This is a genomic window from Herbaspirillum sp. 1130, from assembly GCF_017833835.1.
Classification (GTDB): domain Bacteria; phylum Pseudomonadota; class Gammaproteobacteria; order Burkholderiales; family Burkholderiaceae_D; genus Herbaspirillum; species Herbaspirillum huttiense.
In genome coordinates, this window is sequence record NZ_JAFICQ010000006.1 from 77,448 (window position 1) to 103,814 (window position 26,367).

Here is a 26,367-nt window from a genome sequence, read left to right on the forward strand (position 1 = left end):
GCCCGGGGAACGGCGGGTTCAGGCCGGTGGCGCACGGGCCCGCGGCGAACCCGGTGCCAGGCTGAGCGGACGCAGGCGTAGCGCGGCGCCGGCCAGCGGATAGCCGATGCCCGGCAGGACCGTGGTATCGAAGGAAGAGTCCGGTGCCGGCGTGGCCGCCTGTGTGCCGCAACAGAGCGGGCAATGGCTGGCCGCCAGATGCGCAGGTGCATTGCCGGAAGCGCCGCCGCCCACGCTGCAGATGGCCATGGCCGGACTGTCCCGCAGGGTGCGCGCGGCGGCCTGCTGCCACCAGGGCGCGGCCACCATCGCCAGCAGCAGCGCCAGGCTGGTCCACACCTGCAGGCGCAGCCAGGGGCGGCGCAAGGCAAGTCGTGTGGGGGAGGGGCGCAGGCGGGAAGACATGGGGCCTGATTATAGCGCCCGTCTTCTTTTTTGCCCGGTGCGCTGCTTGATCCCGATCAGGGGATATCCTGCAATGCGAGCCGCCCGGCCCGCCTGCCAGCGCGGGCGGCGGCGGGCCTTCATGCAAATTGATTGTTGACAGGCGCTAGGCTAGACTTAGCGTCTTTTCGGGTTTTTGGGTTTTCGTTCACATTTTTCCAAGGGAGACTGCATGTCCTACACCAACAAGCTGACACTGCGCGCGATGGTCGCCGCCCTGTCCCTGGCTGCCGTCTGCGCAGCCCCGGCCATGGCTGCCGACAAATCGGTCGCCGTGACCGCCATCGTCGAACACCCGGCCCTGGACGCCGTGCGTGACGGCGTGAAGGACGAGCTGAAGGAAGAAGGCTTTGAAGCCGGCAAGAACCTGAAGTGGGAATACCAGAGCGCCCAGGGCAACACCGGCACCGCCGCCCAGATCGCGCGCAAGTTCGTCGGCGACAAGCCCGACGTCATCGTGGCCATCGCCACCCCCTCGGCCCAAGCGCTGGTATCGGCCACCAAGAGCATCCCGGTGGTTTATTCCGGCGTGACCGATCCGGTCGCAGCCCAACTGGTGAAGGACTGGAAAGCCTCCGGCACCAACGTCACCGGCGTGTCCGACCTGCTGGAACTGGACAAGCAAATCGACCTGATCAAGCGCGTGGTCCCCAACGCCAAGCGCGTGGGCATGGTCTACAACCCGGGCGAAGCCAACTCCGCCGTGGTGGTCAAGGCCCTGAAGGAACTGCTGGCCAAGTCCAACATGACCCTGGTGGAAGCCGCCGCACCCCGTTCGGTGGACGTCGGTTCGGCCGCCAAGAGCCTGATCGGCAAGGTCGACGTGATCTACACCAACACCGACAACAACGTGGTGTCGGCCTATGAAGCGCTGGTCAAGGTCGGCAACGACGCCAAGATCCCGCTGGTGGCCTCCGACACCGACAGCGTCAAGCGCGGCGCCATCGCTGCCCTGGGCGTGAACTACTATGACCTGGGCCGCCAGACCGGCAAGGTGGTCGGCCGCATCCTCAAGGGTGAAAAGCCGGGCGACATCGCCTCGGCCACCAGCAGCAAGCTTGAACTGTTCGTCAACACCGCCGCCGCCCAGAAGCAGGGCGTGACCCTGTCGCCGGAACTGGTGAACTCGGCCAAGACCGTCATCAAGCAATAAACCAGGTATCGCCTGAAGATCCCGCTGCCATGCGGGATCTTCCGTATCTGGCCGCAACAACGCAACAACGCAACACCGCAACAACGCAGCAAGATCTGCCCATACGCATAACGGGCCCGGTCGAGAGGAACGCCGAGGCCTGACCACCATGAACGAGGAGAGGACCATGTTTGCAGTATCGAAGTCATTGCGCGCCATCGCCGGCGCGCTCGCCCTGAGCGCCATCTGCGCGTCGGCCCTGGCCGCCGAGAAGGTGGTGGCCATCACCTCCTTCGTCGAACACCCGGCGCTGGACGCCGTGCGGGACGGTACCAAGGATGAACTGATCGCCGAAGGCTTCGAGCCCGGCAAGAATCTGAAGTGGGATTTCCAGAGCGCCCAGGCCAATGCCGGTACGGCCGGCCAGATCGCCAAGAAGTTCGTGGGTGACAACCCCGACGTGATCGTGGCCATCGGCACCCCCTCGGCGCAGCCGATGGTGGCCGCGACCAAGAGCATCCCCATCGTCTACTCGGCCATCGCCGATCCCATGGCCGCACAGCTGGTCAAGGACTGGAAGCCGTCCGGCACCAACGTGACGGGCCTGTCGCACATGCTGGACCCGGTCAAGCAGGTCGAGGTCATCAAGCGCGTGGTGCCCGAGGCCAAGCGGGTGGGCGTGGTTTACAATCCGGGCGAAGCCAATTCCGTGTCGGCCCTGAACAACCTCAAGGGCGAGCTGCAGAAAGCCGGCCTGACCCTGGTGGAAGCCGCCGCGCCTCGTTCGGTGGACGTGGCCCCGGCCGCCAAGAGCCTGATCGGCAAGATCGACGTGATGTACACCACCACCGACAACAACGTGGTCTCGGTCTTCGAGTCGCTGGCCAAGGTCTGCAACGATGCCAAGATCCCGCTGATCGCCTCCGACACCGGCAGCGTCAAGCGCGGTGCCGTGGCCGCCCTGGGCGTGAACTTCTACGACATGGGCCGCCAGACCGGCAAGGTCGTGGCCCGTATCCTGAAGGGCGAGAAGGCCGGCGAGATCGCTTCGTCGCCGGTCAAGAATCTTGAGCTGTACGTCAATACCTCGGCGGCGCAGAAGCAGGGCGTGACCCTGTCGCCGGAGTTTTTGAAGTCGGCCACCAAGGTCCTCAACTGAAACTGAGCATGACCGCAGTCTGATTCGTCGGCCATGCACCGCCGGCGCCGCACCACCCGTGCAGCGCCGGCGCCACGCAGAAGACATTCGGCATTGGCGTACCGCGCCGTGCCGAATGTGTTTTTTTTAGAAAGTCCTTTTTATGTCGCTGTATACCCTCCTGGGCGCCCTGGAGATCGGCCTGATCTTCAGTCTGGTGGCCCTCGGCGTGCTGATTTCCTTCCGCATCCTGGTGTTCCCTGACCTGACCGTCGACGGCAGCTTCCCGCTGGGCGGTGCCGTGGCCGCCACCATGATCGCAGCCGGTTTCAATCCCTTCCTCGCCACCTTCGTCGCGCTGCTGGCCGGTGCGCTGGCCGGTTTCATCACCGCCTGGCTGAACGTGCGCCTGAAGATCATGGACCTGCTGGCCAGTATCCTCATGATGATCGCGCTGTACTCGATCAACCTGCGCGTCATGGGCAAGCCCAACGTGCCGCTCATTTCCGAGCCGACCATCTTCACCATCCTGCAGCCGGGCTCGATTCCCGACTACGTGGCCCGACCGCTGATCCTGCTGGTGGTGGTGACTGGCGCCAAGCTGCTGCTGGACTGGTTCTTCTCTTCCGAGATCGGCCTGGCCATGCGCGCCACCGGTGCCAATGCCCGCATGGCGCGTGCCCAAGGCATCGCCACCGGCCGCGCGACGCTGGCCGGCATGGCCCTGGCCAATGCCCTGGTGGCCCTGGCCGGCGCCCTGTTTGCACAGACCCAGGGCGGTTCCGACATCTCCATGGGCATCGGTACCATCGTCATCGGCCTGGCTGCCGTCATCATCGGCGAGAACATCCTGCCGGCGCGCCGCCTGGTGTGGACCACGCTGGCGGTGATCCTGGGCGCGATCCTGTATCGCTTCTTCATTGCCCTGGCGCTCAACAGCGACTTCATCGGCTTGCAGGCGCAGGACCTGAACCTGGTGACGGCCGTGCTGGTGATGCTGGCGCTGGTGCTGCCCATGGGCAAGCGCAAACTGAAACTGCTGAGAAAGGGAGCCTGAAATGTTGAAAGCCACCGATCTCAAGATCACCTTCAATCCCGGCACGCCCATCGAGAACCCGGCCCTGCGCGGCCTCTCGCTGGAAATCCCGACCGGCCAGTTCGTGGCCGTGATCGGCTCCAACGGCGCCGGCAAGTCGACCTTCCTCAACGCCATCTCCGGTGACCTGCTGGTCGATACCGGCAAGATCGAAATCGACGGCACCGACGTCACCCGCAAGCAGGCGTGGGATCGCGCCGGCATGGTGGCGCGCGTGTTCCAGGACCCGATGGCCGGTACCTGCGAGGCGCTGACCATCGAGGAGAACATGGCGCTGGCAATGGCCCGTGGACGCCGCCGCGGCTTCAACTTCGCCATTCGCGGCAAGATGCGCGAGCTGTTCCGCGAGAAGCTGGCCATCCTCAACCTGGGCCTCGAAAACCGTCTGACCGACCGCATCGGCCTGCTCTCGGGCGGCCAGCGCCAGGCGGTGAGCCTGTTGATGGCTTCGCTGCAGCCTTCGCGCATCCTGCTGCTGGATGAGCACACGGCCGCGCTGGACCCGAAGACGGCCGCCTTCGTGCTGGAACTGACGGCCAAGATCGTCTCCGAGGCCAAGCTGACCACCATGATGGTGACCCACAGCATGCGCCAGGCGCTGGACTACGGCGACCGCACCGTGATGCTGCACCAGGGCCGCGTGGTGCTGGATGTCTCCGGCCCCGAACGCGCCGGACTGGACGTGCCGGACCTGCTCAAGATGTTCGAGCAGACGCGCGGCGAGAAGCTCTCGGACGACGCCCTGTTGCTGGGCTGATCGGCCCTGCCAACGAAAACGGCTCCCTCGGGAGCCGTTTTTTCATGGGCGCAGCGGGTCGTCAGCTGCCACCGTCATAGCCATTCTGCCGCCAGGCTTCATACACCACCACCGCCACCGTATTGGAGAGGTTGATGCTGCGGTTGCCCGGCCGCATCGGCAGACGGATGCGCTGTGCTGTGGGGAAGGATTCACGCCGCTCCGGCGCCAGCCCGCGCGTTTCGGAGCCGAACACGAAGGTGTCGCCCGGACGGAAGGCCAGGCCGGCAAAGGGCGTGGAGCCATGCGTGGTCATGGCGAACATGCGCGCCTCATCGAATTGCGGATCCTGGCGGCGATGGGCCAGGAACTGGTCCCAGTCCTTGTGCACCTGCATGTTGGCGTATTCGTGGTAATCCAGCCCGGCACGCCGCATCTTGGCGTCATCGAGCGGGAAGCCGAGCGGCTCCACCAGGTGCAGTTGCGCGCCGGTATTGGCGCACAGGCGGATGATGTTGCCGGTATTGGGAGGGATCTCCGGCTCGACCAGGACGACGTGGAACAAACAATTCTCCTGCTATGTAAAGGATGGCCGACCCGCTTCAGGTCGGCAGGGTGCGCGCAAAGACCAGGTTGGTCACGCGCCGGGCGCCGTGCCGCTTGAGCACGATCGCCACTTCATTCAAGGTGGCGCCGGTGGTCATGACATCGTCGACGATGCCCACATGCAGCCCGCGCACCTGGTCCATGGCCGCGAACGGCAGGGCGAAGGCCGAACGCACGTTGCGCGCGCGAGCCCCGACCGGCAGGGCCGACTGCGCATCGGTTTCCTTCTTGCGTTCCAGCAGGCGCGGCTGCACCGGGATGTCCATCAGCTTGCCCAGCGGCCGGGCGATTTCCAGCGCCTGGTTGAAGCCGCGTTCCTGCAATCGCGCCAATCCCAGCGGCACCGGGGCCAGCAAGGTCGGCATCGGCAGCTGCACGTCGCTGCCGGGCACCGGATTGCGGCGCGTGGCATCGAAGATCAATCGCGCCAGCAGCGGTGCCAGGCGCAGGTCGCCGCCGAACTTCAGGGCCAGCGCCAGCTGGTCGGACGGGGCGAAATAATCGGTGGCCACGATGGTGGCGTCGAAGGCCGGGCGATCCTTGAGGCAGGCACCGCAGCGCAGTTCCTTGCCGGTCACCGGCATGGGCAGGGCGCACTGAATGCAGCGGCGGTGCTGGCGCGTGTAGAAACGCTTGTGGCAGGGCGCGCAGAGAGTCTCGCGTCCGGCCGCGCCGCACAGCGCGCAGGACGACGGCAGCAGCTGCGGTACATGCGCCAGCAGGCGCTGCAGCCAGCCGGGGCCGGATGGCTTGCCCGGCCGTGCCGGCTTGCCGCCGACGGCGCGATAGGCGGTGCCAGGCTTGGCCTGGGGCGATGCGGCAGCGGGTTTGGAGGATTTGAGATCCATGCGAGGTGCGCCCGGGAAAAATGGATTTCGACTAAACTACGCGCATTATCGCATCAGCCCCGTGGATCGGCGGCCCTCTGCTGGCCGCCCGAGCTTGCCACGCTGCTGCGCAGTCCATCTTCCTGTTCCGTTGCCCATGTCCCTGCCGCCGCCTTCTGCCAGCGCCAAGCTGAGCGCTCCCATCGACCTGCCCCTGGTGCGCCGCCGTTTCGGCCAGCCCCAGCGCGTGGCCGAATCCGATTTCCTGCGCCGCGAAGTCTCGGCCCGCATGCAGGAGCGCCTGGCCCTGGTGAAAATCGCCCCACGTGAAGTATTGGACGCCGGATGCGGCGAAGGGGCCGACCTGCCGGTGCTGCAGAAACGCTATCCCGAGGCGCAGGTGATCGGTCTGGACGGCGCCTACGGCATGCTCGCCAGGGCCGCCGACCACCAGCGCGGCGCGCAGACGGCCATGAACCGCCTGTTCGGCTCCATCAACAAGTGGCTCGGTTCCGGTCCGAATGCCGGTGGTCCCGAACTGGCCTGTGCCGACTTCGCGCGCCTGCCGCTGGCGGCCAATGCGCTGGACCTGGTCTGGTCCAACCTGGCCCTGCACTGGCATCCCCAGCCCGACCGCGTGTTTGCCGAGTGGCGTCGCGTGCTGCGGGTGGAGGGTTTGCTGATGTTTTCCTGCTTCGGCCCCGATACCCTGCGCGAAGTGCGCAGCGCTTTCGAACAAATCGATCTTGCACCGCACACCTTGCCCTTCGTCGACATGCACGACTTCGGCGACATGCTGGTCAATGCCGGCTTTTCCACACCGGTGATGGACATGGAAACCATCACCGTCACCTACGAAACGCCCCAGCGTCTGCTGGAAGATGTGCGCGCCTGGGGTGGCAATCCGCTGGAATCGCGGCGCCGCAGCATGATGAGCCGCCGCCAGTACCAGCGCCTGCTGGCGGCCTTCGAGGCCATGCGCAAGCCCGACGGCAAGATCCCGCTGACCTTCGAGGTCGTCTACGGCCACGCCTTCCGTCCGGTGCCCAAGACCACCGCGGCTGGCGAGAGCATCATTCGCTTCGAACGCCCGCCGCGATAGTCGAAACTTCATATAAGGCTTAGTCGCCCAGCCCTATCTGGCCTGTCAGATAGTTGCTGTATCGTTACGCCCTGCCTGTTCCTGCCGAAGCCTTCATATCGCCGCAAAGCCGCGCCCCTGGCGGCTCTGCTGCCGCTATCCCGGCCCGCCGGACAGCCCGCAAGCGCCACCGTTGTCAATGCGGCGGTGCGTGCTTGATCCATGGCGACGTTAGCCCTTATACTCAAATGGGTAAAAAAATTCACACAAAGAAATTCCAGTACGAACGAATAGCAAGAATAAATAAAGACCGCAAAACGGATAGCCACGGAGTGCGCCCCACGCAAGACGGCCCCCGGCAGGAACGGGCTGGCCCGCATCCAGTGAGCATCCCCTGCGGTAAGAGACAGAGACACGCTCGACCGACAATCATGCTGGCGAGGTGCCATGGAGACGCGGGAATGGATATTGAAGCGCAATTGTTCGATTGCGCCACGCCAGCTGGCGTGGGTCTTCGCAGTCCTTTGTACGGTTTCACTCACGGTCGCGCTGGGCTTCACGCTGCGCGGCGCTTGGATCATCCTGGTTTTTTCATGCATTGAACTGGTGGCGGTGGGCGCGGCCATGCTGGTCTACGCCCGTCACGCCACCGATCGCGAAGTGCTGGTGCTGGCCGATCATGGCCTGGAGGTGGAAGTCATCCAGGGTAGTCGTTCGCACCGCAGCAGCTTGCAGTTGCATGGCATGCGCATCGCTTTTCCTGTGGGCCGGCAGTCGCTGGTGGCCCTGGAAAGCCGGGGGCAGCGCGTGGAAATTGGCCGGTTCATGAGCTTGTGGCAGCGGCGCGCTTTGGTGCAGGAGCTGCAACAGGAACTGGCCGCCAGGGGTGGCGGGGTGGCAGCACTCTCATTCTTATAATTTTGGGCTTTTGAGGAAATCCATGAAACTTGCGAAGCGCCTTCAATCCTTGACCCTCGGTGCCTCGCTGCTGGCGGCCGGCTTGCCGGCCTGGGCAGTGGTGGATAGTCCGGGCGGACCGGCCGTGCTGCAGATGAATTTCCAGCCGCCGGTGACCAAGATCGCCGAGCAGATCTATGACCTGCACATCCTGATGCTGATCATCTGCCTGGTCATCTTCGTGGCGGTCTTCGGGGTGATGTTCTATTCCATCATCAAGCACCGCAAGTCGGTCGGCCACAAGCCCGCCAGCTTCCACGAAAGCACGACCGTGGAAATCGCCTGGACCGTGGTGCCCTTCCTGATCGTCATCGGCATGGCCTTGCCGGCCACCAAGACCGTGGTGGCCATGAAGGACACCTCCAACGCCGACCTCACCATCAAGGTCACCGGCATGCAGTGGAAGTGGGGGTATGACTATCTCAAGGGCGATGGTGAAGGCATCTCCTTCCTCTCCAGCCTGGCCACGCCGCGCGAGCAGGTCACCGATCCCACCCTGAAGAAAAACGACAACTACCTGATCGAAGTCGACAATCCGGTGGTGGTGCCCGTCAACAAGAAGGTGCGCATCGTCACCACCGCCAATGACGTGATCCACTCCTGGACCATCCCCGCTTTCGGCGTGAAGCAGGATGCGATTCCCGGCTTCGTGCGCGACACCTGGTTCCGCGCCGAGAAGATCGGTACCTATCGCGGCCAGTGCGTGGAATTGTGCGGCAAGGATCACGCCTTCATGCCCATCGTGGTCAACGTGGTCAGCGATGACGACTACAAGAAATGGGTCGAGGGCAAGAAGAAGGAAATGGCCGCCAAGGCCGATGATCCCAGCAAGGTCTGGACGGTGGATGAGCTGAAGCAGCGCGGCGAGAAGGTCTATGCGGCCAACTGCGTGGCCTGCCACCAGGCCAATGGCAAGGGCGTGCCGGGTGCCTTCCCGGCGCTCGATGGCAGCGCGATGGTCAATGGCCCCAAGGATGGCCAGATCCACATCCTGCTCAACGGCAAGAACGCCATGCCGGCCTGGAAGGGTGTGTTGAACGACACCGAAATCGCCGCCGTGATCACTTATACGCGCAACAGCTGGTCCAACAAGGCCCAGGAAAACATCGTGCAGCCGGCCGAAGTCCTGGCCGCCCGCAAGTAATCGTTTGGAGAACCGGACATGACTACCACCGTCGATCACGCCCCCGATCATTCCCACGATCACGGGCATGGGCACGCTCACGATGACCACGCGCACGACCATCCGCACGGCTGGCGGCGCTGGCTCTTTGCCACCAATCACAAGGACATCGGTACGCTCTACCTGTGGTTCTCGTTCACCATGCTGCTCTCGGGCGGCGTGCTGGCGCTGTTGATCCGGGCCGAGCTGTTCCAGCCGGGCCTGCAGTTCTTCCGTCCTGAATTCTTCAACCAGTTGACCACCATGCACGGCCTGGTGATGGTGTTCGGTGCGATCATGCCGGCCTTCGTGGGCTTCGCCAACTGGATGATCCCGCTGCAGATCGGGGCGTCCGACATGGCCTTTGCGCGCATGAACAACTTCTCGTTCTGGCTGCTGCCGCCGGCCGCGCTCCTGCTGGCCGGTTCCTTCCTGGTGCCGGGCGGCGCCACCGCGGCCGGCTGGACGCTGTACGCACCGCTGTCGACCCAGATGGGCCCAGGCATGGACATGGGCATCTTCGCCATGCACATCATGGGTGCTTCTTCCATCATGGGTTCGATCAACATCATCGTCACCATCCTCAACATGCGCGCGCCCGGCATGACGCTGATGAAGATGCCCATGTTCTGCTGGACCTGGCTCATCACCGCCTACCTGCTGATTGCCGTGATGCCGGTGCTGGCCGGTGCCATCACCATGACGCTGACCGACCGTCACTTCGGCACCTCCTTCTTCAACGCTGCCGGCGGCGGTGACCCGGTGATGTACCAGCACATCTTCTGGTTCTTCGGCCACCCCGAGGTCTACATCATGATCCTGCCGGCCTTCGGCATCGTCTCGCAGATCATCCCGGCCTTCGCGCGCAAGCCGCTGTTCGGCTATGCCTCGATGGTGTATGCGACGGCCTCGATTGCGATCCTGTCCTTCATCGTCTGGGCGCACCACATGTTCACCACCGGCATGCCGGTGACCGCGCAGCTGTTCTTCATGTACGCCACTATGCTCATCGCCGTGCCCACCGGCGTGAAGATCTTCAACTGGATCGCCACCATGTGGCGCGGCTCCATGACCTTCGAGACGCCGATGCTGTTCTCGGTGGGCTTCATCTTCGTCTTCACCATGGGCGGCTTCACCGGCCTGATCCTGGCGGTGACCCCGATCGACATCCAGATGCAGGATACCTACTACGTGGTGGCCCACTTCCACTACGTGCTGGTGGCCGGTTCGCTCTTCGCGCTCTTCGCCGGCTACTACTACTGGGGCCCGAAGTGGACCGGCTTCATGTACAACGAATGGCGCGGCAAGTTCCACTTCTGGGCCTCGCTGATCACCTTCAACATCACCTTCTTCCCGATGCACTTCCTGGGGCTGGCGGGCATGCCGCGCCGCTATGCGGATTACCCGGCACAGTTCACCGACTTCAACATGGTGGCCTCCATCGGTGCCTTCGGGTTCGGGCTGTCGCAGGTGTACTTCCTGTTCTTCGTGGTGATCCCCTCGATCAAGGGTGGCAAGAAGGCGGAAGCCAAGCCCTGGGAAGGGGCAGAGGGCCTGGAATGGACCGTGCCCAGCCCGGCGCCTTTCCACACCTTCGAAGAACCGCCGGTGGTGAAGTAAACGCCTGTGGATAACACAAGTCATCGTCCCTAATGCAAAGGCAACCCTCATGACCGAACGCAAGAAACCCAACAACCTGCGCACCGGCCTCCTGCTGGGGCTGGTGGCGCTGGCCTTCTTCGTCGGCATCTTCATCAACCGCATCTGGTTCGCCAAATGAGCAGAGATGACGATCAGGTGGAAGAGACGACATCACGCGGCCTGAACCGCGTGATGTTCAGGAAGCTGCTGGTGGTGGCGGTGCTGATGTTCGGCTTTGGCTATGCGCTCATCCCGGTCTATCGCAAGATTTGCGAAGTGACCGGCGTGAACTTCCTCACGCCCAAGGATGTGACGGTGGAAGCGCCGGCCAATACGCAGATCGACAAGACGCGCACCATCACTGTGGAGTTCGATGGCAATGCCCAAGGACCGTGGCGCTTCCGCCCGACGGTGGCCAGCATGCAGGTGCACCCCGGCGAGATGACGCAGGTCACCTACGAAGTGGTCAACACCCAGCCGCGCAATGTGGATGCACAGGCCATCCCGAGCTATGCACCGCTGCAGTCGGCGGCCTTCTTCAAGAAGGTGGAGTGCTTCTGTTTCACGCAGCAGACATTGGGACCAAACCAGGCCAAGCAGATGCCGGTGGTGTTCTATATCGACCCCAAGCTGCCCAAGGAAGTGACCACGATCACGCTGTCCTATACCTTCTTCGAGATCAACGGCAAGGCCAAGACGGCGGGCTGACCAGCCCCGAGGAGCGGGTGTGAACGATGAGCTGAAAAAGGCGGCCCGGCGCAAGGCCTCCTTCGGCGCGACGATGAAGGCGGTGTTCTGGTCCTTCTTCGGCGTGCGCAAGCGCAAGGATTACGAGTCGGATGCAGCACGCCTCAATCCGGTGCACGTCATCATCGCCGGCATTCTCGGTGCGGTGATCTTCGTGACCGTGCTGGTGAGCATCGTCAAGCTGGTGGTGCGTAGCGCGGCAGGTGGATGAGACTGATCGAGACTGACCGAAAAAGAGCATTAAGGAAACGTAAACCCTGTATCGCAAGAGCATTCAACGCAGCTTAATGCCCATCTTTGCTGCTCTTGCCCAGGCCAGGACAATCGGATTTCGTACCGGGAGAAGAACATGAGTTCTCAACAAGCCAAGGCACCCCATTATTTCGTTCCAGGCCCGTCGCGCTGGCCGATGATGGCGGGCATTTCCATGCTCATCACCATGATCGGGGCTTCGGCCTGGGTCAATGGCGTCTCGTGGGCGCCCTACGTCAATATCCTCGGCATCCTGATGGTGCTGGTGGTGCTGTACTACTGGTTCGGCGATGCGATCCGCGAATCGGAGTCGGGCCTCTACAGCGAGCGCATCGACCTGTCCTATCGCTGGAGCATGAGCTGGTTCATCTTCTCGGAGGTGATGTTCTTCGCGGCCTTCTTCGGCGCGCTGTTCTATGCGCGCAGCATCACCATGCCGTGGCTGGCCGATCTGGACCACAAGGTGATCTGGCCCGACTTCACCGGCCAGTGGGGCAATGTCGGCCCGGCCGGCACGGTGGAGAATTTCACCACCATGGGTCCGTTCCCGATTCCGACCATCAACACCTTGCTGCTGCTGACCTCGGGCGTGACGCTGACCATCTCGCACCACGCCATGCGCGCCGGCCATCGCGCGCAGACGGCCGTGTGGCTGTTCCTGACCATCCTGCTGGGTGCCGTCTTCATGGGCTTCCAGGCTTATGAATACATCCACGCCTACAGCGAGCTCAACCTCAAGCTGACCTCCGGCATCTACGGCTCGACCTTCTTCATGCTGACCGGCTTCCACGGCTTCCACGTGACCATGGGCGCGATCATGCTGTCGGTGGTGCTCTATCGCGTGCTGCGCGGGCACTTCACGCCCACGCATCACTTCGCCTTCGAAGGCGCGGCGTGGTACTGGCACTTCGTGGACGTGGTGTGGCTGGGCCTGTATGTGGTGGTGTACTGGCTGTAAGGCACGCCCTGTCTGCGCAATGACAAAGCCGCACTTCGGTGCGGCTTTTTTGTGGGGTGCGTGCGGATGAAATCAGCGGATGCCGGTCGGCTGTATCCAGCCCAGCTTGTAGCTCAGCAGGATGAAGAGGAACAGCGCCACCGAGAAGCCGACCCGCAGCGTCAGCGCCTGGACCGTGCGATTGCTCTTGCCCTTGTCGCGCATCAGGAAGATCAATGCCGAGGCCAGGCTGGCCAGGATCAGGATGAAGGCGATGGCGACGATGATTTTCATGAGGATGGAACCCTGTCTCCGAAGGCGTGCATGCGGTATGCTGCGACGCTGATGTGCAAGATTTTTTCTTGTCCTGTGTGCGCTTCATTGTAAGGCCAAACTTCATCGATGCCGACCCGATTCGTTTTTCGCCTCATCCCGTTTTGCGCCACGCTGCTCGTGGCTGCCGCCAGCATTGCGCTGGGCCAGTGGCAGACGCATCGCGCCGAGGAGAAGCTGGCCCTGCAGCAGCGCATGCAGGCGCGGGGCAGCGAGGCTCCTCTGAGTGCGCTGCCGGTTGACGCGAGCGATGCGGAGTTTCGACAGATCCGCCTGCGCGGCCACTATCTTGCGCAGTGGACGCTGTATCTGGAGAACCGCCCCTACAACGGTGTCGTTGGTTTCCATGTCCTCACGCTGTTCCAGCCCGAGGGCAGTGGACCGGCCGTGGTCGTGGCACGCGGCTGGGCCCCGCGCGATGCTGCCGATCGCACGCGCGTGCCTCAGGTGCCGCCGCCATCGGGCGTTACCGAGGTGGAAGGCATCCTGCGTCGCGATGCCGGGCATGTGCTGCAACTGGGGACGGCCGATGCACCGCGTCCGCAAGCCATCCTGCAGAATCTCGATGTGCCGGCACTGGCCAAGGCCAGCGGTATAACGCTGGCACCGCTGGTGATCGAGCAGGGCGGGGCGGCGGGCGATACCTTGGTGCGCGACTGGCCCGCTCCGTCATTGGGTATCGATCGTCATCGTGGCTATGCCGTGCAGTGGTACGCACTGGCGGGCATGGCTCTTCTTTTTTTCATCGTGACAGGATTCAAACGTGGTCGTCATGACAAAGCCTGAAGCTGAGCAATCCGCGCAAGCCGCATCCGCCGACGAGGTGCGCCGCCGCCGCATTGGCCGCTGGAAGATGCTGGCGGTGGTGGCCGTGTGTGCCGCACCGATGATCGCTTCCTACCTCACCTATTACGTGATCAAACCGCAGAGCCGCAACAACTATGGTGCGCTGATCGATCCGCGCCAGTATCCGATTCCGGATCTCGGCAGCAGTGCCATCGATGGCGGTCCGGCCAGGCTGCAGGATTACAAGGGCAAGTGGGTGATGCTGCAGGTCGATCGCGGCGACTGCGGCGAACCCTGCCAGAAGAAACTGTTGACCATGCGCCAGCTGCGGCTGATGCAAGGCAAGGAAATGGAGCGTATCGAGCGCGTGTGGCTGGTCACGGATCGCGCACCGATTGCGACTTTGCTCCTGCGCGAATTCGACGGAACCGATATCCTTCGGGTTGACGCTGGCAAATTGCAGTCCTGGTTGCCGGCCGATGCCGGCACCTCGGCCGAAGACCACATCTACCTGATCGACCCGCTGGGCAACCTGATGATGCGCTTCCCCAAGGACCCCGATCCCGGCAAGATGAAGAAGGACATTTCCAAATTGCTGCGCGCTTCCTCCATCGGCTGATGCGGATGGATCGCCTGCGCGCAGTGACGCACGTTTGACTCAAGATGAATGCAACGACGCTGATACAACTGGGCCTGACCGGGCTCGTGGTGGCCCTGATTCCGCTGGCGCTGGTGTGGCGCGCACAGGGCGTGGCCAACAAATACCGCAAGCTGGTGTGGGTGACGCTGTTCTTTACCTTCGACCTGATCATGTTCGGGGCCTTCACGCGCCTGACCGATTCGGGCCTTGGCTGTCCCGACTGGCCGGGCTGCTACAGCCATGCCAATCCGCTGCTGGCGCATGAGCACATCAATGCCGCGCAGGAAGCCATGCCGTTTGGTCCGGTGACCTGGGCCAAGGCCTGGATCGAAATGATCCACCGCTATTTCGCCATGGCCGTGGGCTTCCTCATCATCGTGCTGATGGTGGCCGCCTGGCGGCGCTGGATCAAGTCGGGCAAGACCGAACTGCAGTTCCGTCCCTGGTTCCCGACGGCGCTCCTGGGCTTCGTCTGCCTGCAGGGCGCCTTCGGTGCCTGGACCGTGACCATGAAGCTGCAGCCCATCATCGTCACCATCCACTTGCTGCTGGGCCTGACGCTCCTGGCCATGCTGGCCTGGCTGGGGGCGCGGCAGGAAGAGCATGTGCCGGTCTCGCCCGCAGGCCGCGCGCTGGTGGTGCCGGCCACTATCGGCGCGGCCCTGCTGGGTTTGCAGATCGCGCTGGGCGGCTGGGTCAGCACCAATTACGCGGCGCTGGCCTGTTCCGATTTCCCGCTGTGCAATGGCAAGCTGGTGCCGGAGATGGACTTCGAACACGGCTTCACGCTCTGGCGCCACCTCGGCATGACCTCCTCGGGCGACTACCTGCCGGTGGAAGCGCTGACCGCGATCCACTGGGTACATCGCAGTTTTGCCTTTGTCGTCATCTTGTATGTTGTATGGCTGGCACACCGCGCGCTGCGTGATGAAGGCTTGCGCAAGACCGCCCGCTGGATGCTGACGGTGCTGGGTTTGCAGCTCTGTACTGGTCTGGCGACCATCTATCTGAACTGGCCGCTGGCCATTGCGGTGATCCATAACGGCGGCGCGGCGCTGCTGGTCATCCTGATGGTCATGTTAAACTACAAGGTCCGTTACGCACCCTCCGGCCTGGCCGCCGCTGCTCCACCAGCATCCGCCCGGCCCGTCACGCCATGACCACATTGACCGCCCAACCCAACCGCATCGCCCAGTACTGGGCACTGACCAAGCCGCGCGTGACGCAGCTGGCAGTGTTCTGTGCCGTGATCGGCATGTTCCTTTCCACGCCTGACCTGCCGGACTGGCACAAGGTCATCTTCGGCACGCTGGGCATCTGGCTCCTGGCCGGCGCGGCTTTCGCCATCAATTGCCTGGTCGAGCGCGAGATCGATTCGCGCATGGCCCGCACCGCCCGCCGTCCGATGGCGCGCGGCGAAATCACGGTAGGCCAGACGCTGGTGTTCTCGGGCGTGCTGGGTGGCCTGGGCATGTGGGTGCTGTACAACCTGGTCAATCCGCTGACCATGTGGCTGACCTTCGCCACCTTCGTTGGCTACGCCATCATCTACACCATCATCCTGAAACCCGCGACCTCGCAGAACATCGTCATCGGTGGCCTGGCTGGTGCCATGCCGCCCGCGCTGGGCTGGGCGGCCATGGCCAATGACGTGCCGATGCAGGCCTGGGTGCTGGTGATGATCATCTTCATCTGGACCCCGCCGCATTTCTGGGCGCTGGCCATGTACCGCCGCGACGATTACGCCAAGTCCGGCCTGCCGATGCTGCCCATCACGCATGGCATGGAGGTCACCAAGCTGCACATCCTGATGTACACCATTGCACTGCTGGCGGTGAGCATGCTGCCCTTTGCCATCGGCATGAGCGGCCTGATCTACCTGGGTACCGCCATCGTGCTGGGTGCGATCTTCTTCTGGTATTCGTGGCAGATCTATCGCCACTACACCGACCTGATCGCGCGCAAGGCCTTTGCTTATTCGATCGTCTACCTGTCCATCCTGTTTGCGGTGCTGCTGGTGGACCATTACTTCCTGTTCCGCAGTTTCTGATTCCCTGAACGCATGAAACGATTCCTCTCGGCGCTGCTGCTGGCCGGCTGCGCAACGCTGCTGGCGGCCTGCGGGCCGTCCAAGCCTGAACTGAAGTTCAACAATACCGATGTCACCGGGCTGGATTACGCGAAGGACTTCGCCCTGACCGACCACACTGGCAAGCCGCGCACTCTGGCCGATTTCAAGGGCAAGGTGGTGGTGATGTTCTTCGGCTATACGCAGTGCCCGGACGTGTGCCCGACCACCATGGTCGAGATGTCCAACGTCATGAAGGAACTGGGACCGGATGCCGACCGCGTGCAGGTGCTCTTCGTGACCGTCGATCCGGAGCGCGATACCCAGGAAGTGCTGGCGCAATACGTGCCGGCCTTCGACAAGCGTTTCCTCGGCTTGCGCGGCGACCTGCAGCAGACCGAGAAGGTGGCCAAGGAATTCAAGGTGTTCTACCAGAAGGTGCCGGGCAAGCAGCCGGGCAGCTATACGATGGATCACACGGCGGGCAGCTACGTATTCGATCCGCAGGGACACATCCGCCTGTTCGTCAAGCACGGACAAGGGCCGCAGACGCTGGCGCATGACATCAAGTTGCTGCTGTCGTGATGGCTTGAAACGATATAAATCGTTTGGATAAAAAGAAAGGCACCCGAGGGTGCCTTTTTCATTGCTGCTGACCTGAATGAAATCCGGATCAGGAGTAAGCCTGCAGCGCGGTCTTCATCTTCTTCAGCGCGACTGCTTCGATCTGGCGGATACGCTCGGCCGACACGCCGAACTCGTCAGCCAGTTCATGCAGGGTTGCACCCGAGCCGTCGTCATTGGCGAGCCAGCGGGCTTCGACGATGCGGCGCGAACGGTCATCCAGCTTGGACAGTGCAGCTTCCAGGCCTTCGGACTGCAGGCGGTCGTATTGCTTGGCTTCGATCACGCGGGTCGGTTCCGAATTGTCGGAGGACAGGTAGGCGATGGGGGCGAACTTGTCATCTTCATCATCGGTGGGCGACTCCAGGGCGATGTCGCGACCGGACAGACGGGTTTCCATCTCGATCACTTCTTCGCGCTTGACGTCCAGGGTCTTGGCCAAGGCCTCGACCTGGGCCGGCGTCATCGCGTCCAGGCCTTCCTTGTGGCTGCGCAGGTTGAAGAACAGCTTGCGCTGGGCCTTGGTGGTCGCGACCTTCACGAGACGCCAGTTCTTCAGGATGTACTCGTGGATCTCGGCCTTGATCCAGTGCATGGCATAAGACACCAGACGCACGTTCTGGGCCGGGTCGAAGCGCTTGACGGCCTTCATCAGGCCGATATTGCCTTCCTGGATCAGGTCGGCGTGCGGCAGGCCGTAGCCGAGATAGCCACGGGCAATCGACACCACCAGGCGCAGGTGCGACAGCACCATCTTCTGAGCGGCGCCCAGGTCGTTCTTTTCACGCAGGTCGCGCGCCAGCTTGATCTCTTCTTCGTGGGTCAGCATGGGCAGGCGGTTCACTGCCGAGATATACGCGTCGATATTGCCCAGGCTGCCGGAAAAACCCAGCGCGAGTGCATTGGACTCGGCAGGCATGAGTGCAGTGTGTGCAGACGCAGTTTTCATGGATTCTCCTTGGTTCCTTTGCGGAAACAGTATGAAACGGTAGGAAGCAAATGCTTCGGATGCCAGGGGCAATGTTCCCAACTTCCCTGGCGCGGCCTCGTGGCCGCTGCTGTTTGATGCAGTGCTCCGGAAAACTGGAGCAATTCGATAAGGTATTCTAGCACTCGTCACCCGGGAGTGCTAATAGCATGATAGTGAGGGAGTAATAGCGTTAATCTATTGCTGTCCAGCCAATCATTGCATCCCATTCCCTTCATATTAGTCGCCTTTGGGCGACAAAAGTTGCGACAGGGGTCAAAAGGGGGCCAGAAACTTGTAACACTTTTTTGCAGCGCGCCAAGGCCTATATGAAGTGCGGCAACGGCTTGGCCAACAGTGCAGGGGAGACAGCTTTTGTCGCATGACAACTCGTCAATCGACGAGGTTGGCTCTGATAAGAAGACGGGGAGAGGAGCAACTTATTGTTGCGGACAGGCAGGATCGATAAAATTTCCCGCCAGAAAGTCCAAAGCCCGCAGTGAGCGGGCTTTGTCCTCAATTTACAGGGGCACGACCAAATGATTGGAAAACCCCTGTCTCTATGGGCCCGAGTATAGCACCCGGGCTTCCCAATTTTCAACAGGCTGGCGGCATGCTGAAACACCTCACTGCTCCTCGGTTATCCACGCTCCAGCAGTTCTTTCTGACAACTTCATATCAGGATACCTTGGGATGTTATGCCTGGAACCAGGCCGTCGCCGCAGGGCTGCTGCCATTGCTGGCCGATGTCGAGGTCTCCCTGCGCAATGCCTTGCATGGTGCATTGTCACGCCATTACGGCGCGGCTGAATCATTTGGCTGGATGATGCCCAGGTCCAATCCGGCGCATGCGATCAATCCGGCTGCACCGGCCGTGCTGCCGCCGATCCATAAATTGAGTCCGAAATCGCGTGCCGATGTGATCTGCGCGATGGAAAAGGTCATGGGAAGGAAGCCATCTTCATATATCGTCACGCCAGATGACGTGGTGGCCGCTTTGCCCTTCGGTTTCTGGGAAGTCCTCATCAGCGGGCTCGCCCATCGTGCCCAGCCCGCCGGACTGCAAGCGGCGATCCTGGCGGAGGTATTTCCGCATGCCCCGGATATTGCCCTCTTTGCCCATGACAGTCCGGAATTCAGGAAACGCGTCGTCACCCTCCTCAAGCGGATACGTGACGTGCGCAATCGGATCGGACATCACGACGCGCTATGGACCCTCCCCGAATTCGACCGGTTCGGCGTTCTCGGATTCATCCCGCGCCGGCCCCGGCATACCGTCAATAGCCTGCGGCGGCTTGCGGAACATTTATCGTGGTTTGCCGGCTGGATCGATCCGGTGATCTCCCTGCATCTGCGTCAGAGCGATCATTGGTGGTCGTTGCAGGTACTGCTGGATCGCCACGCCTTGGCGATCTATCGTCGCACGGGTGGCCGGGCAGGCAGCTATCGCCTGGTCCTGGCGCAGACCAGGGTGCCGTGCGAGCCCTTTAGCAAGCGCAGAAGGGGCTCACGCCAGTCGGTGGCATCCCCAGGCTGGGATCGTTACTTCTTCTGAGCAGCGAATTTGCCGGCTCAGGCCTTCCTCGCCAACTGCCTGCGCACCGACAGCATCGCCCCGAACAAGCCCAACAAGCCGCTGATGGCCAGCAGCAGGCCGATGGCCATGGGGCTGGGCAGGGCCAGCTGGAATTCCGAGGCATACAGGTGGGCGAAATCCAGGATGGCTTCATTGAGCGGCTGCTGCGCCGCCACCACCAGCCCCAGCGCCACCGCGCCCGCACACAGGCCCAGCAGCGCGCCGGTGTAATAGAACGGACGATAGATGAAGGAATTGGTCGCCCCGAACAGCCGCGAGACCTCGATTTCGTCGCGCTGCGTCATGACCTGCAGGCGAATCGTGTTGAAAACGACCGCCACCACCACCGCCCCCAGCGTGATCCCCAGGAACAGCAGCACCAGCCGCAGGATGCGCAGCAGCGCCGCCAGGCGCTTGACCCATTCGGAATCGATCTGCACCGTATCCACGCCCGGCTGCTTCTTGAGCTGCTGGGCGATGTCATCCACCCGGCTGGCATTCATGGCGTTCTCGAAGCCGGGCAGGCGCACCACGTAGCTGTCCGGCAGCGGATTGCTGCCCAGCGTGGCCAGCACGTCGGCCAGGCCGGTCTTGCTCTTCATCGCATCGAAGGCTTTTTCGCGCGGGATGAACTCGACCTTGCCATTGGTGTTGCCGTCCTTCAACACTTGGCTGATGGTCTTGCCCACGGCCTGCGCGGCCTCGCGGCTGGCATCGGGTTTCATGAAGATGCTGATCTCCGGCTCCACCGACATCTGCTCCGAGATCGGGCGCACGTTTTCCAGCGCCGAGAGGCCGGCAAAGGGCAGCGCCAGCGCAATCGAGACCACCAGCACGTTCAACAGGAAATTGCCCGGCGAGCGCAGCAGGTGGCGCAGGGCGTCCGCAATGGCGGCGAAATGCTGTCGGAGCCAGTTCATGGCGACACCTCCACGGGATTGGCTACGCCGTTGTGCCAGCCATCGACGATGCGGCCACGGTCCAGGTAGATGATGCGGTCGGCACCGGTGAGGAAATTTTCGTCGTGGGTCGAGATCAGGCAGGTCACGCCCACGCCGTGGAAGGATTTCAAGGCGGCCAGCACCTTGTTGGCATTGGCCCGGTCCAGATTGGCCGTCGGCTCGTCAGCCAGAATGATCTGCGGACGGTTGACGATGGCGCGTGCAATGGCCACGCGCTGCTGCTCACCGCCGGACAGTTCCAGCGGCTCGCACATGGCCTTCTCCAGCAGGTCGACCTTGTCGAGCGCGGCGCGGGCGCGCTTTTCCGCATCCGGGCGGGAAGAGCCGGTCACGATCAGCGGCAGCATCACGTTGGCCAGCAGATTGCGGTCCAGCAACAGCTTCTGCTGCTGGAAGATCAGCCCCAGGTTGCGCCGCAGGTAGGGCAGGCCGGAAGGTTTCAAGCCCGCGATGTCGGTGCCGCTGACGGTGAGCTTGCCCGAAGTGGGCCGCTCGATGGCCGCGATCATCTTCAGCAGCGTGGACTTGCCGGCACCGGAAGGGCCGGCCAAAAAGATCAATTCGCCCTTCTTCACCGACAACGTAATGTCGCGCAGGGCATAGACCTCGCGCGCGTATTGCTTGGAAACCCGGGTAAATTCAATCATCGGTTCAACTCAGGAGGGCATCGACGAATTCGGTGGCATTGAACGGCTGCAGGTCTTCGATCTTCTCGCCCACGCCGATGAAGTACAGCGGCACCGGGCGGGTCTTGGCGATGGCGGCCAGGATGCCGCCCTTGGCGGTGCCATCCAGCTTGGTCACCACCAGGCCGGTCAGCCCCAGTGCATCATCGAAGGCCTTGACCTGGGCCAGCGCATTCTGGCCGGTGTTGCCGTCGATGACCAGCAGCACTTCATGCGGTGCCGAGTTCATCGCCTTGGCAATGACCCGCTTGATCTTCTTGAGTTCATCCATCAGGTGCAATTGCGTCGGCAGGCGGCCGGCGGTATCGACCATCACCACATGGGTGCCGCGCGCTTGCGCCGAATGCACCGAGTCATAGGCGACGGCGGCCGGATCGCCGGATTCCTGCGCGATCACCTGGACGTTGTTGCGCTCGCCCCAGACCGCCAGCTGCTCGCGGGCGGCTGCGCGGAAGGTGTCGCCGGCGGCCAGCAGCACCGACTGGCCGTGCGCCTGCAGATGCAGGGCCAGCTTGCCGATGGTGGTGGTCTTGCCGGCACCGTTGACGCCGGCAATCATCATCACCAGCGGCTTGTCGCGGCCCAGCACCAGCGGGCGCTGCAGCGGCTGCAGCAGGTCGATCAGCAGGGTGCGCAGGGCGGTGCGCACCTGGGCGGCTTCGGTCAGGCGCTCGTTTTTGACTTTTTTCTTCAGCTCGGCCAGCAGCCACTGGGTGGCTTCCACGCCGGCGTCCGATACCAGCAGGGCCGATTCCAGTTCCTCGTACAAGTCTTCATCGATGCGCGCACCCACGAACAGCGTGGTCAGGTTGCTCGAGGTCTTGGACAGCCCGGCCTTCAGGCGCGAGAGCCACGAGCGCTTGACCTCTGGGGCCGGTTCCGGCGCGGCGACGATCTCGACTTCTTCGGCGGACTCTTCGATGGCGGCCACCGGCTCCGGGGGGGCGGCCGGGGCAGTCAAGGGTTGGGGCACAGGCTCCGGGTCAGCGATCGGCGTCGGGGCTGGCGGTGCTACCGGTGCAGGCGCGGCAACTGGTGGCTGAACCGCAGCGGGAGCGGCAGGAGCAGGAGCAACGGATTCAGTCGGGGGCGGAACCACCGGGGCCGGCTGGGCTGCCGGTTCGGCCTGGGGCGGCAGCGCGGGTTGCGCTTCCGGTTTGGGTTTTCTTTTGAAAAAACTGAACATCGGATGGCGGATAGGCTGGATGGTAGCTGCGGCCGGGGCGGGGGGAGGGCGGGACGGCAGGCGCGTGGCTGCCCTGACAACCGCAGTGGACAGGTTACAATTGCCCTTCCACAAGACCCGCGCATGGCCGCCAGGGTCAATGAATCCTGCATTTTATCAGAGCACAGCCCATGAAATCGAAGATCAGAGCCCTCCTGGCCACCGCCCTGCTGAGCCTCCTGGCCGCTACGGCGGCGCAGGTGCGGGCCGAGCCGGCGCGCGAATTCGTGCTGGCCAACGGCATGAAAGTGGTCGTCAAGGAAGACCGGCGCGCCCCCACGGCGGTGCAGATGGTCTGGTACAAGGTCGGCAGCATCGATGAACTCAACGGCACCACCGGGGTATCGCACGCGCTGGAACACATGATGTTCAAGGGCACCAAGAACCACAAGGTCGGCGAATTCAGCCGCCTGGTGGCCGAGCTGGGCGGGCAGGAAAACGCCTTCACCGCCAATGACTTCACCGCCTACTTCCAGCAGATCGAAAAGAGCCATCTGGAAAAGGTGATGGCGCTCGAAGCCGACCGCATGGCCAACCTGCAATTCGACGCCAAGGAATTCGCCAAGGAAATCCGCGTCATCATGGAAGAACGCCGCTGGCGCACCGATGACCAGCCCATGGGCCTGCTGAATGAAGCCCTGAACGCCGCCGCCTGGACCGCCCACCCCTATCACCACCCCGTGGTCGGCTGGATGGACGACCTGCAGCACATGACGGTGCAGGACATCGCCGGCTGGTATCGCCAGTGGTACGCCCCCAACAACGCCACGCTGGTGGTGGCCGGGGATGTCGATGCCCAGCGCGTGCTGGCCCTGGCCAAAAAATATTTCGGCAAGATCCCGTCCCACCCCGTGCCCCAGGGCAAGCCGCAGAACGAGCCCGAGCAACTGGGCTTGCGCCGCGTCACCGTCAAGGCACCGGCTGAAAATCCTTATGTCGTGATGGCCTGGAAGGTGCCCGCCCTGCGCAATGTGGAAGCCGACCAGGAAGCCTACGCCCTCGACGTGCTCTCCGCCGTGCTGGATGGCTATGACAATGCCCGCCTGACGGCCAACCTGGTGCGCACCGCCAGCCAGGCCACTGCAGTGGGCGCCAGCTACAGCGGCGTGGCGCGCGGCCCGGTGCTGTTCACGCTGGAAGGCAGCCCGGCCAACGGCGTTTCCACCGAACAGCTGGAAGGCCTGCTGCGCGCAGAAGTGCAGCGCATCGCCAGCGAAGGCGTCTCCGAGCAGGAACTGCAGCGCGTCAAGACGCAACTGATCGCCTCGCAGGTCTACAAGCGCGATTCCGTTTTCGGCCAGGCCATGGAGATCGGCATGATGGAAACCACCGGCCTGGGCCAGAAGAACATCGACCGCATCATCGACCGCCTCAAAAGCGTGACCGCCGCCCAGGTGCAGGCGGTGGCCCAGAAATACTTCAAGGACGATACGCTCACGGTCGCCACGCTGGTCCCGCTGCCGCTGAACGGCAAGAAGCCCGCCGCGCCGCCGCCCGGCCTGTTGCATTGAGGATTGACGTTTTTTGCACCATTAAGCCGGGGTGAATGCTGTATCGAACGGCATTAACGACGGCTTAATGGGATGTCCAAGTCGCTGAGTTCTTCCTTTTCTGATCGATCGGCTTCTGTTCTTTACGGAGAAAACCATGCCCGTCATCGTCGTCGCCAACCCCAAGGGAGGCGTAGGCAAGACCACCCTGGCCACCAACCTGGCCGGTTATTTCGCCAGCCTTGGCCATGCCGTCATGCTGGGCGACATCGACCGCCAGCAGTCTTCGCGTGCCTGGCTGTCGATCCGTCCGGAGCAGGCGCGCCCCATCAGCACCTGGGACATCAACGAGGACTACGTCGCCAAGCCCCCCAAGGGCAGCACCCACGTGGTGCTGGACACGCCCGCCGGGCTGCATGGCTGGCGTCTCAACGATACCCTCAAGCTGGCCGACAAGATCCTGGTGCCGCTGCAGCCCTCGATTTTCGACATCCTGGCCACCCAGGATTTCCTGCGCCGCCTGGCCAATGAAAAGGCGGTACGCGATGGCGAGATCGATGTCGGCATCGTCGGCATGCGGGTCGATGCCCGCACCCGCTCGGCCGAGCAGCTGCAGCGCTTCATCGAGGGCCTGAAGCTGCCGGTGCTGGGCCATCTGCGCGATACCCAGAACTACGTGCAACTGGCCGCGCACGGCCTGACCCTGTGGGATATCGCGCCTTCGCGCGTGCAGCGCGATCTCGACCAGTGGCAGCCCATCCTGCAGTGGCTGGGCGGACAGCCCGCCGCTGCACCTGAACCTGAACAGAACGCCTGACATCACGCGTGCCCCGTCGCTTTCGATTTCCGTTTCCATGAAAAAAATTCTTCCTCTCCTGCTGCTCCCGCTGGCCTTCCTCTGCAGCGCTCCCGCCTCGGCGGCCCTGGCCATCCAGTCCTGGACCCAGCCCGATGGCGCGCGCGTGCTGTTCGTGGCCAATCACTCCATTCCCATGCTGGATGTGAGCGTGCAGTTCGATGCCGGCCAGCGCCGTGATCCCGCCGCCAAGGCCGGCCTGGCCGAGCTGACCGTGGCCAGCCTCACGCGCGGCGTGGAGGCCGCCAACGGCGCGCCGGCACTCACCGAAGCCCAGATCCTCGACGGCTTTGCCGATGTCGCCGCCCAGCAGAATGGCGGGGCCGGGCAGGACCGTGCCGGCGTGAGCCTGCGCAGCCTGTCCTCGCCCGCCGAGCGCGATGCCGCGCTGGGTTTGCTGGGCCGCATGCTGGCCCATCCGGCCTTCCCGCAGGCGGGCCTGGAGCGTGACCGTGCGCTGGCCATCGCCAATCTGAAGGAAGAACTGACCAAGCCCGAAACCATCGCCGAGAAGGCCTTCATGGAAGCCGCCTACGGCAGCCATCCCTATGCCGTCGATGCCAGCGAAGCCAGTCTGCAGGCCATCACCCGTGAGGACCTGCTGGCCTTCCATCGCGCCCACTACGTGGCCAACCGCGCCGTGATTGCCCTGATCGGCGACATCACCGAAGCGCAGGCGCGCAGCATCGCCAGCGCCCTCACGCGTGAACTGCCGCAGGGCAGCGCCTTGCCGGCCCTGCCGCAAGTGGCTGCGCCCAAGGGCGTGGAGCGCCGCATCGCCCATCCGGCTTCGCAATCGCACATCCTCATCGGTGCCCCGGCCATCCAGCGCGGCGACAATGATTTCTTCGCGCTCACGGTGGGCAACTACGTGCTGGGCGGCGGCGGTTTCGTCTCGCGCCTGACCGATGAAGTGCGCGAGAAGCGTGGCCTCAGCTACAGCGTCTACAGTTATTTCTCGCCGCTGGCGCAGCCGGGTCCGTTCCAGATCGGCCTGCAGACCAAGAAGGAGCAGACCGCCGAAGCCCTGCACGTGACCCGCGCCACGCTGGACAAATTCCTGCAGGAAGGCCCGACCGCCGCCGAACTGAAGGCCGCCAAGGACAACCTCGCCGGTGGCTTCGCGCTGCGCATCGACAGCAATGCCAAGCTGCTGGAGAACCTCTCGGTGATCGGCTTCTATGGCCTGCCGCTGGATTACCTGGACCACTGGATCGAACGCATCCGCGCGGTGAGCGTGCAGGATGTGCGTGCGGCCTTCCGCAAGCATGTGCATCCGGAAGAATTGTCCACCGTCATCGTCGGTGAAGCCGCCGAGTAAATCGCCGGGTAAATCGTTTAGTCCATTTGTTCATTTGAGAATCACGGGATCCACCGATCCCGTCGACGGCCCCGCCG

General features: G+C 63.3%; 29 protein-coding genes. 21 read left to right on the forward strand and 8 right to left on the reverse strand.

Annotated features, from left to right (window positions below; genetic code table 11):
* Positions 1-18 precede the first annotated feature (18 nt).
* On the reverse strand, positions 19-405 hold the full coding sequence (locus tag JOD78_RS24560; protein ID WP_134136946.1) for a DUF2946 family protein: 387 nt from the start codon (positions 403-405) through the stop codon (positions 19-21).
* Between the two features lie 211 nt (positions 406-616).
* Between JOD78_RS24560 and JOD78_RS24565 the strand changes: the two genes are divergently transcribed.
* From JOD78_RS24565 to JOD78_RS24580, 4 genes are all read left to right on the forward strand, one after another.
* Positions 617-1,597 (forward strand): ABC transporter substrate-binding protein, encoded by a 981-nt coding sequence (locus tag JOD78_RS24565; protein ID WP_121040504.1) that lies wholly within the window; start codon positions 617-619, stop codon positions 1,595-1,597.
* Between the two features lie 166 nt (positions 1,598-1,763).
* Entirely contained in the window at positions 1,764-2,735 is a 972-nt protein-coding gene (locus tag JOD78_RS24570; protein WP_187697720.1) for an ABC transporter substrate-binding protein, read from the forward strand.
* Between the two features lie 142 nt (positions 2,736-2,877).
* A complete protein-coding gene (locus JOD78_RS24575) occupies positions 2,878-3,771 on the forward strand; it encodes an ABC transporter permease (RefSeq protein WP_034331299.1) in 894 nt (297 codons plus the stop codon).
* Position 3,772: 1 nt separating this feature from the next.
* Positions 3,773-4,567: an ABC transporter ATP-binding protein gene (locus tag JOD78_RS24580; protein ID WP_034331301.1), complete on the forward strand. Its 795-nt coding sequence runs from the start codon at positions 3,773-3,775 to the stop codon at positions 4,565-4,567.
* A gap of 61 nt (positions 4,568-4,628) precedes the next feature.
* Here JOD78_RS24580 and JOD78_RS24585 read toward each other — a convergent pair whose 3' ends face one another.
* Positions 4,629-5,111 (reverse strand): tRNA (cytidine(34)-2'-O)-methyltransferase, encoded by a 483-nt coding sequence (locus JOD78_RS24585; RefSeq protein WP_039783793.1) that lies wholly within the window; start codon positions 5,109-5,111, stop codon positions 4,629-4,631.
* 37 nt (positions 5,112-5,148) lie between these two features.
* Complete coding sequence (locus tag JOD78_RS24590) at positions 5,149-6,000, reverse strand: ComF family protein (protein ID WP_134136945.1); 852 nt, start codon at positions 5,998-6,000, stop codon at positions 5,149-5,151.
* A 136-nt stretch (positions 6,001-6,136) separates the two neighbouring features.
* Between JOD78_RS24590 and JOD78_RS24595 the strand changes: the two genes are divergently transcribed.
* The 8 genes from JOD78_RS24595 to JOD78_RS24630 all read left to right on the forward strand — a co-directional run bounded on the left by JOD78_RS24595 (position 6,137) and on the right by JOD78_RS24630 (position 12,777).
* Positions 6,137-7,081, forward strand: a complete 945-nt coding sequence (locus JOD78_RS24595; protein ID WP_134136943.1) for a methyltransferase domain-containing protein — start codon at positions 6,137-6,139, stop codon at positions 7,079-7,081.
* A 426-nt stretch (positions 7,082-7,507) separates the two neighbouring features.
* Positions 7,508-7,978 carry a DUF2244 domain-containing protein gene (locus JOD78_RS24600; RefSeq protein WP_121040498.1) on the forward strand — a complete coding sequence of 157 codons (471 nt, stop codon included), beginning with the start codon at positions 7,508-7,510 and terminating at the stop codon, positions 7,976-7,978.
* Positions 7,979-8,000: 22 nt separating this feature from the next.
* Complete coding sequence (coxB, locus tag JOD78_RS24605; protein WP_088756825.1) at positions 8,001-9,161, forward strand: cytochrome c oxidase subunit II; 1,161 nt, start codon at positions 8,001-8,003, stop codon at positions 9,159-9,161.
* Between the two features lie 18 nt (positions 9,162-9,179).
* Positions 9,180-10,799: a cytochrome c oxidase subunit I gene (gene ctaD / locus JOD78_RS24610; protein ID WP_204727015.1), complete on the forward strand. Its 1,620-nt coding sequence runs from the start codon at positions 9,180-9,182 to the stop codon at positions 10,797-10,799.
* A gap of 49 nt (positions 10,800-10,848) precedes the next feature.
* Positions 10,849-10,959, forward strand: a complete 111-nt coding sequence (locus tag JOD78_RS24615) for a cytochrome oxidase small assembly protein (protein ID WP_209532642.1) — start codon at positions 10,849-10,851, stop codon at positions 10,957-10,959.
* Complete coding sequence (locus JOD78_RS24620) at positions 10,956-11,528, forward strand: cytochrome c oxidase assembly protein (RefSeq protein WP_039783803.1); 573 nt, start codon at positions 10,956-10,958, stop codon at positions 11,526-11,528. Before JOD78_RS24615 ends, JOD78_RS24620 begins: the two co-directional genes overlap by 4 nt.
* A 73-nt stretch (positions 11,529-11,601) precedes the next feature.
* A complete protein-coding gene (locus tag JOD78_RS24625; protein ID WP_166675599.1) occupies positions 11,602-11,778 on the forward strand; it encodes a DUF2970 domain-containing protein in 177 nt (58 codons plus the stop codon).
* 138 nt (positions 11,779-11,916) lie between these two features.
* Positions 11,917-12,777, forward strand: a complete 861-nt coding sequence (locus JOD78_RS24630) for a cytochrome c oxidase subunit 3 (RefSeq protein ID WP_034332705.1) — start codon at positions 11,917-11,919, stop codon at positions 12,775-12,777.
* Positions 12,778-12,849: 72 nt separating this feature from the next.
* Here the strand turns inward: JOD78_RS24630 and JOD78_RS24635 are convergent, their stop codons facing one another.
* Positions 12,850-13,050, reverse strand: a complete 201-nt coding sequence (locus JOD78_RS24635; RefSeq protein WP_006461519.1) for a twin transmembrane helix small protein — start codon at positions 13,048-13,050, stop codon at positions 12,850-12,852.
* Positions 13,051-13,158: 108 nt separating this feature from the next.
* Here JOD78_RS24635 and JOD78_RS24640 point away from each other — a divergent pair, with 108 nt between their 5' ends.
* From JOD78_RS24640 to JOD78_RS24660, 5 genes are read left to right on the forward strand one after another with little or no spacing between them, the layout of a single operon-like run.
* Positions 13,159-13,875, forward strand: coding sequence for an SURF1 family protein (locus JOD78_RS24640; protein ID WP_209569344.1), 717 nt, complete (start codon positions 13,159-13,161; stop codon positions 13,873-13,875).
* Positions 13,862-14,494 carry a cytochrome C oxidase subunit I gene (locus JOD78_RS24645; protein ID WP_209569342.1) on the forward strand — a complete coding sequence of 211 codons (633 nt, stop codon included), beginning with the start codon at positions 13,862-13,864 and terminating at the stop codon, positions 14,492-14,494. Before JOD78_RS24640 ends, JOD78_RS24645 begins: the two co-directional genes overlap by 14 nt.
* A 44-nt stretch (positions 14,495-14,538) precedes the next feature.
* Positions 14,539-15,675, forward strand: coding sequence for a COX15/CtaA family protein (locus JOD78_RS24650; RefSeq protein ID WP_209569341.1), 1,137 nt, complete (start codon positions 14,539-14,541; stop codon positions 15,673-15,675).
* Positions 15,672-16,565, forward strand: a complete 894-nt coding sequence (gene cyoE / locus JOD78_RS24655; protein WP_134136935.1) for a heme o synthase — start codon at positions 15,672-15,674, stop codon at positions 16,563-16,565. The genes JOD78_RS24650 and cyoE overlap by 4 nt, the downstream gene beginning before the upstream one ends.
* A gap of 12 nt (positions 16,566-16,577) precedes the next feature.
* A complete protein-coding gene (locus JOD78_RS24660; RefSeq protein WP_034332698.1) occupies positions 16,578-17,168 on the forward strand; it encodes an SCO family protein in 591 nt (196 codons plus the stop codon).
* Positions 17,169-17,256: 88 nt separating this feature from the next.
* Here JOD78_RS24660 and rpoH read toward each other — a convergent pair whose 3' ends face one another.
* The gene (rpoH, locus tag JOD78_RS24665; protein WP_227022784.1) at positions 17,257-18,126 is read right to left on the reverse strand and encodes an RNA polymerase sigma factor RpoH; all 870 of its coding nucleotides are present in this window, start codon (positions 18,124-18,126) and stop codon (positions 17,257-17,259) included.
* A 661-nt stretch (positions 18,127-18,787) separates the two neighbouring features.
* On the opposite strand from rpoH, the gene JOD78_RS24670 reads away from it, so the two are divergent.
* A complete protein-coding gene (locus tag JOD78_RS24670; RefSeq protein WP_121041346.1) occupies positions 18,788-19,729 on the forward strand; it encodes an Abi family protein in 942 nt (313 codons plus the stop codon).
* A gap of 17 nt (positions 19,730-19,746) precedes the next feature.
* Here the strand turns inward: JOD78_RS24670 and ftsX are convergent, their stop codons facing one another.
* The 3 genes from ftsX to ftsY are packed head-to-tail and all read right to left on the reverse strand — an operon-like array spanning position 19,747 to position 22,584.
* Positions 19,747-20,670, reverse strand: coding sequence for a permease-like cell division protein FtsX (ftsX, locus tag JOD78_RS24675; protein ID WP_121040484.1), 924 nt, complete (start codon positions 20,668-20,670; stop codon positions 19,747-19,749).
* Entirely contained in the window at positions 20,667-21,359 is a 693-nt protein-coding gene (locus JOD78_RS24680) for an ATP-binding cassette domain-containing protein (RefSeq protein WP_121040482.1), read from the reverse strand. The genes ftsX and JOD78_RS24680 overlap by 4 nt, the downstream gene beginning before the upstream one ends.
* A gap of 4 nt (positions 21,360-21,363) precedes the next feature.
* Positions 21,364-22,584: a signal recognition particle-docking protein FtsY gene (gene ftsY, locus JOD78_RS24685; protein WP_121040480.1), complete on the reverse strand. Its 1,221-nt coding sequence runs from the start codon at positions 22,582-22,584 to the stop codon at positions 21,364-21,366.
* A 170-nt stretch (positions 22,585-22,754) separates the two neighbouring features.
* Here ftsY and JOD78_RS24690 point away from each other — a divergent pair, with 170 nt between their 5' ends.
* The 3 genes from JOD78_RS24690 to JOD78_RS24700 all read left to right on the forward strand — a co-directional run bounded on the left by JOD78_RS24690 (position 22,755) and on the right by JOD78_RS24700 (position 26,290).
* Positions 22,755-24,134 carry a pitrilysin family protein gene (locus tag JOD78_RS24690; protein ID WP_204727019.1) on the forward strand — a complete coding sequence of 460 codons (1,380 nt, stop codon included), beginning with the start codon at positions 22,755-22,757 and terminating at the stop codon, positions 24,132-24,134.
* 136 nt (positions 24,135-24,270) lie between these two features.
* Positions 24,271-24,930, forward strand: coding sequence for a ParA family protein (locus JOD78_RS24695; protein ID WP_121040476.1), 660 nt, complete (start codon positions 24,271-24,273; stop codon positions 24,928-24,930).
* 37 nt (positions 24,931-24,967) lie between these two features.
* Positions 24,968-26,290, forward strand: a complete 1,323-nt coding sequence (locus tag JOD78_RS24700; protein ID WP_209569339.1) for a pitrilysin family protein — start codon at positions 24,968-24,970, stop codon at positions 26,288-26,290.
* The last annotated feature ends 77 nt before the right edge of the window (positions 26,291-26,367 follow it).

Coding starts and splice junctions, on each gene's coding strand:
- JOD78_RS24680 (WP_121040482.1), bottom strand. CDS start 21,359: ATGATTGAATTTACCCGGGTTTCCAAGCAATACGCGCGCGAGGTCTAT.
- ftsX (WP_121040484.1), bottom strand. CDS start 20,670: ATGAACTGGCTCCGACAGCATTTCGCCGCCATTGCGGACGCCCTGCGC.
- JOD78_RS24590 (WP_134136945.1), bottom strand. CDS start 6,000: ATGGATCTCAAATCCTCCAAACCCGCTGCCGCATCGCCCCAGGCCAAG.
- cyoE (WP_134136935.1), top strand. CDS start 15,672: ATGACCACATTGACCGCCCAACCCAACCGCATCGCCCAGTACTGGGCA.
- JOD78_RS24700 (WP_209569339.1), top strand. CDS start 24,968: ATGAAAAAAATTCTTCCTCTCCTGCTGCTCCCGCTGGCCTTCCTCTGC.
- JOD78_RS24645 (WP_209569342.1), top strand. CDS start 13,862: ATGACAAAGCCTGAAGCTGAGCAATCCGCGCAAGCCGCATCCGCCGAC.
- JOD78_RS24595 (WP_134136943.1), top strand. CDS start 6,137: ATGTCCCTGCCGCCGCCTTCTGCCAGCGCCAAGCTGAGCGCTCCCATC.
- ftsY (WP_121040480.1), bottom strand. CDS start 22,584: ATGTTCAGTTTTTTCAAAAGAAAACCCAAACCGGAAGCGCAACCCGCG.
- JOD78_RS24650 (WP_209569341.1), top strand. CDS start 14,539: ATGAATGCAACGACGCTGATACAACTGGGCCTGACCGGGCTCGTGGTG.
- coxB (WP_088756825.1), top strand. CDS start 8,001: ATGAAACTTGCGAAGCGCCTTCAATCCTTGACCCTCGGTGCCTCGCTG.
- JOD78_RS24615 (WP_209532642.1), top strand. CDS start 10,849: ATGACCGAACGCAAGAAACCCAACAACCTGCGCACCGGCCTCCTGCTG.
- JOD78_RS24660 (WP_034332698.1), top strand. CDS start 16,578: ATGAAACGATTCCTCTCGGCGCTGCTGCTGGCCGGCTGCGCAACGCTG.
- JOD78_RS24600 (WP_121040498.1), top strand. CDS start 7,508: ATGGAGACGCGGGAATGGATATTGAAGCGCAATTGTTCGATTGCGCCA.
- JOD78_RS24580 (WP_034331301.1), top strand. CDS start 3,773: ATGTTGAAAGCCACCGATCTCAAGATCACCTTCAATCCCGGCACGCCC.
- JOD78_RS24575 (WP_034331299.1), top strand. CDS start 2,878: ATGTCGCTGTATACCCTCCTGGGCGCCCTGGAGATCGGCCTGATCTTC.
- JOD78_RS24635 (WP_006461519.1), bottom strand. CDS start 13,050: ATGAAAATCATCGTCGCCATCGCCTTCATCCTGATCCTGGCCAGCCTG.
- JOD78_RS24630 (WP_034332705.1), top strand. CDS start 11,917: ATGAGTTCTCAACAAGCCAAGGCACCCCATTATTTCGTTCCAGGCCCG.
- JOD78_RS24670 (WP_121041346.1), top strand. CDS start 18,788: ATGCTGAAACACCTCACTGCTCCTCGGTTATCCACGCTCCAGCAGTTC.
- JOD78_RS24640 (WP_209569344.1), top strand. CDS start 13,159: ATGCCGACCCGATTCGTTTTTCGCCTCATCCCGTTTTGCGCCACGCTG.
- rpoH (WP_227022784.1), bottom strand. CDS start 18,126: ATGCCTGCCGAGTCCAATGCACTCGCGCTGGGTTTTTCCGGCAGCCTG.
- JOD78_RS24625 (WP_166675599.1), top strand. CDS start 11,602: ATGAAGGCGGTGTTCTGGTCCTTCTTCGGCGTGCGCAAGCGCAAGGAT.
- ctaD (WP_204727015.1), top strand. CDS start 9,180: ATGACTACCACCGTCGATCACGCCCCCGATCATTCCCACGATCACGGG.
- JOD78_RS24690 (WP_204727019.1), top strand. CDS start 22,755: ATGAAATCGAAGATCAGAGCCCTCCTGGCCACCGCCCTGCTGAGCCTC.
- JOD78_RS24565 (WP_121040504.1), top strand. CDS start 617: ATGTCCTACACCAACAAGCTGACACTGCGCGCGATGGTCGCCGCCCTG.
- JOD78_RS24570 (WP_187697720.1), top strand. CDS start 1,764: ATGTTTGCAGTATCGAAGTCATTGCGCGCCATCGCCGGCGCGCTCGCC.
- JOD78_RS24695 (WP_121040476.1), top strand. CDS start 24,271: ATGCCCGTCATCGTCGTCGCCAACCCCAAGGGAGGCGTAGGCAAGACC.
- JOD78_RS24560 (WP_134136946.1), bottom strand. CDS start 405: ATGTCTTCCCGCCTGCGCCCCTCCCCCACACGACTTGCCTTGCGCCGC.
- JOD78_RS24620 (WP_039783803.1), top strand. CDS start 10,956: ATGAGCAGAGATGACGATCAGGTGGAAGAGACGACATCACGCGGCCTG.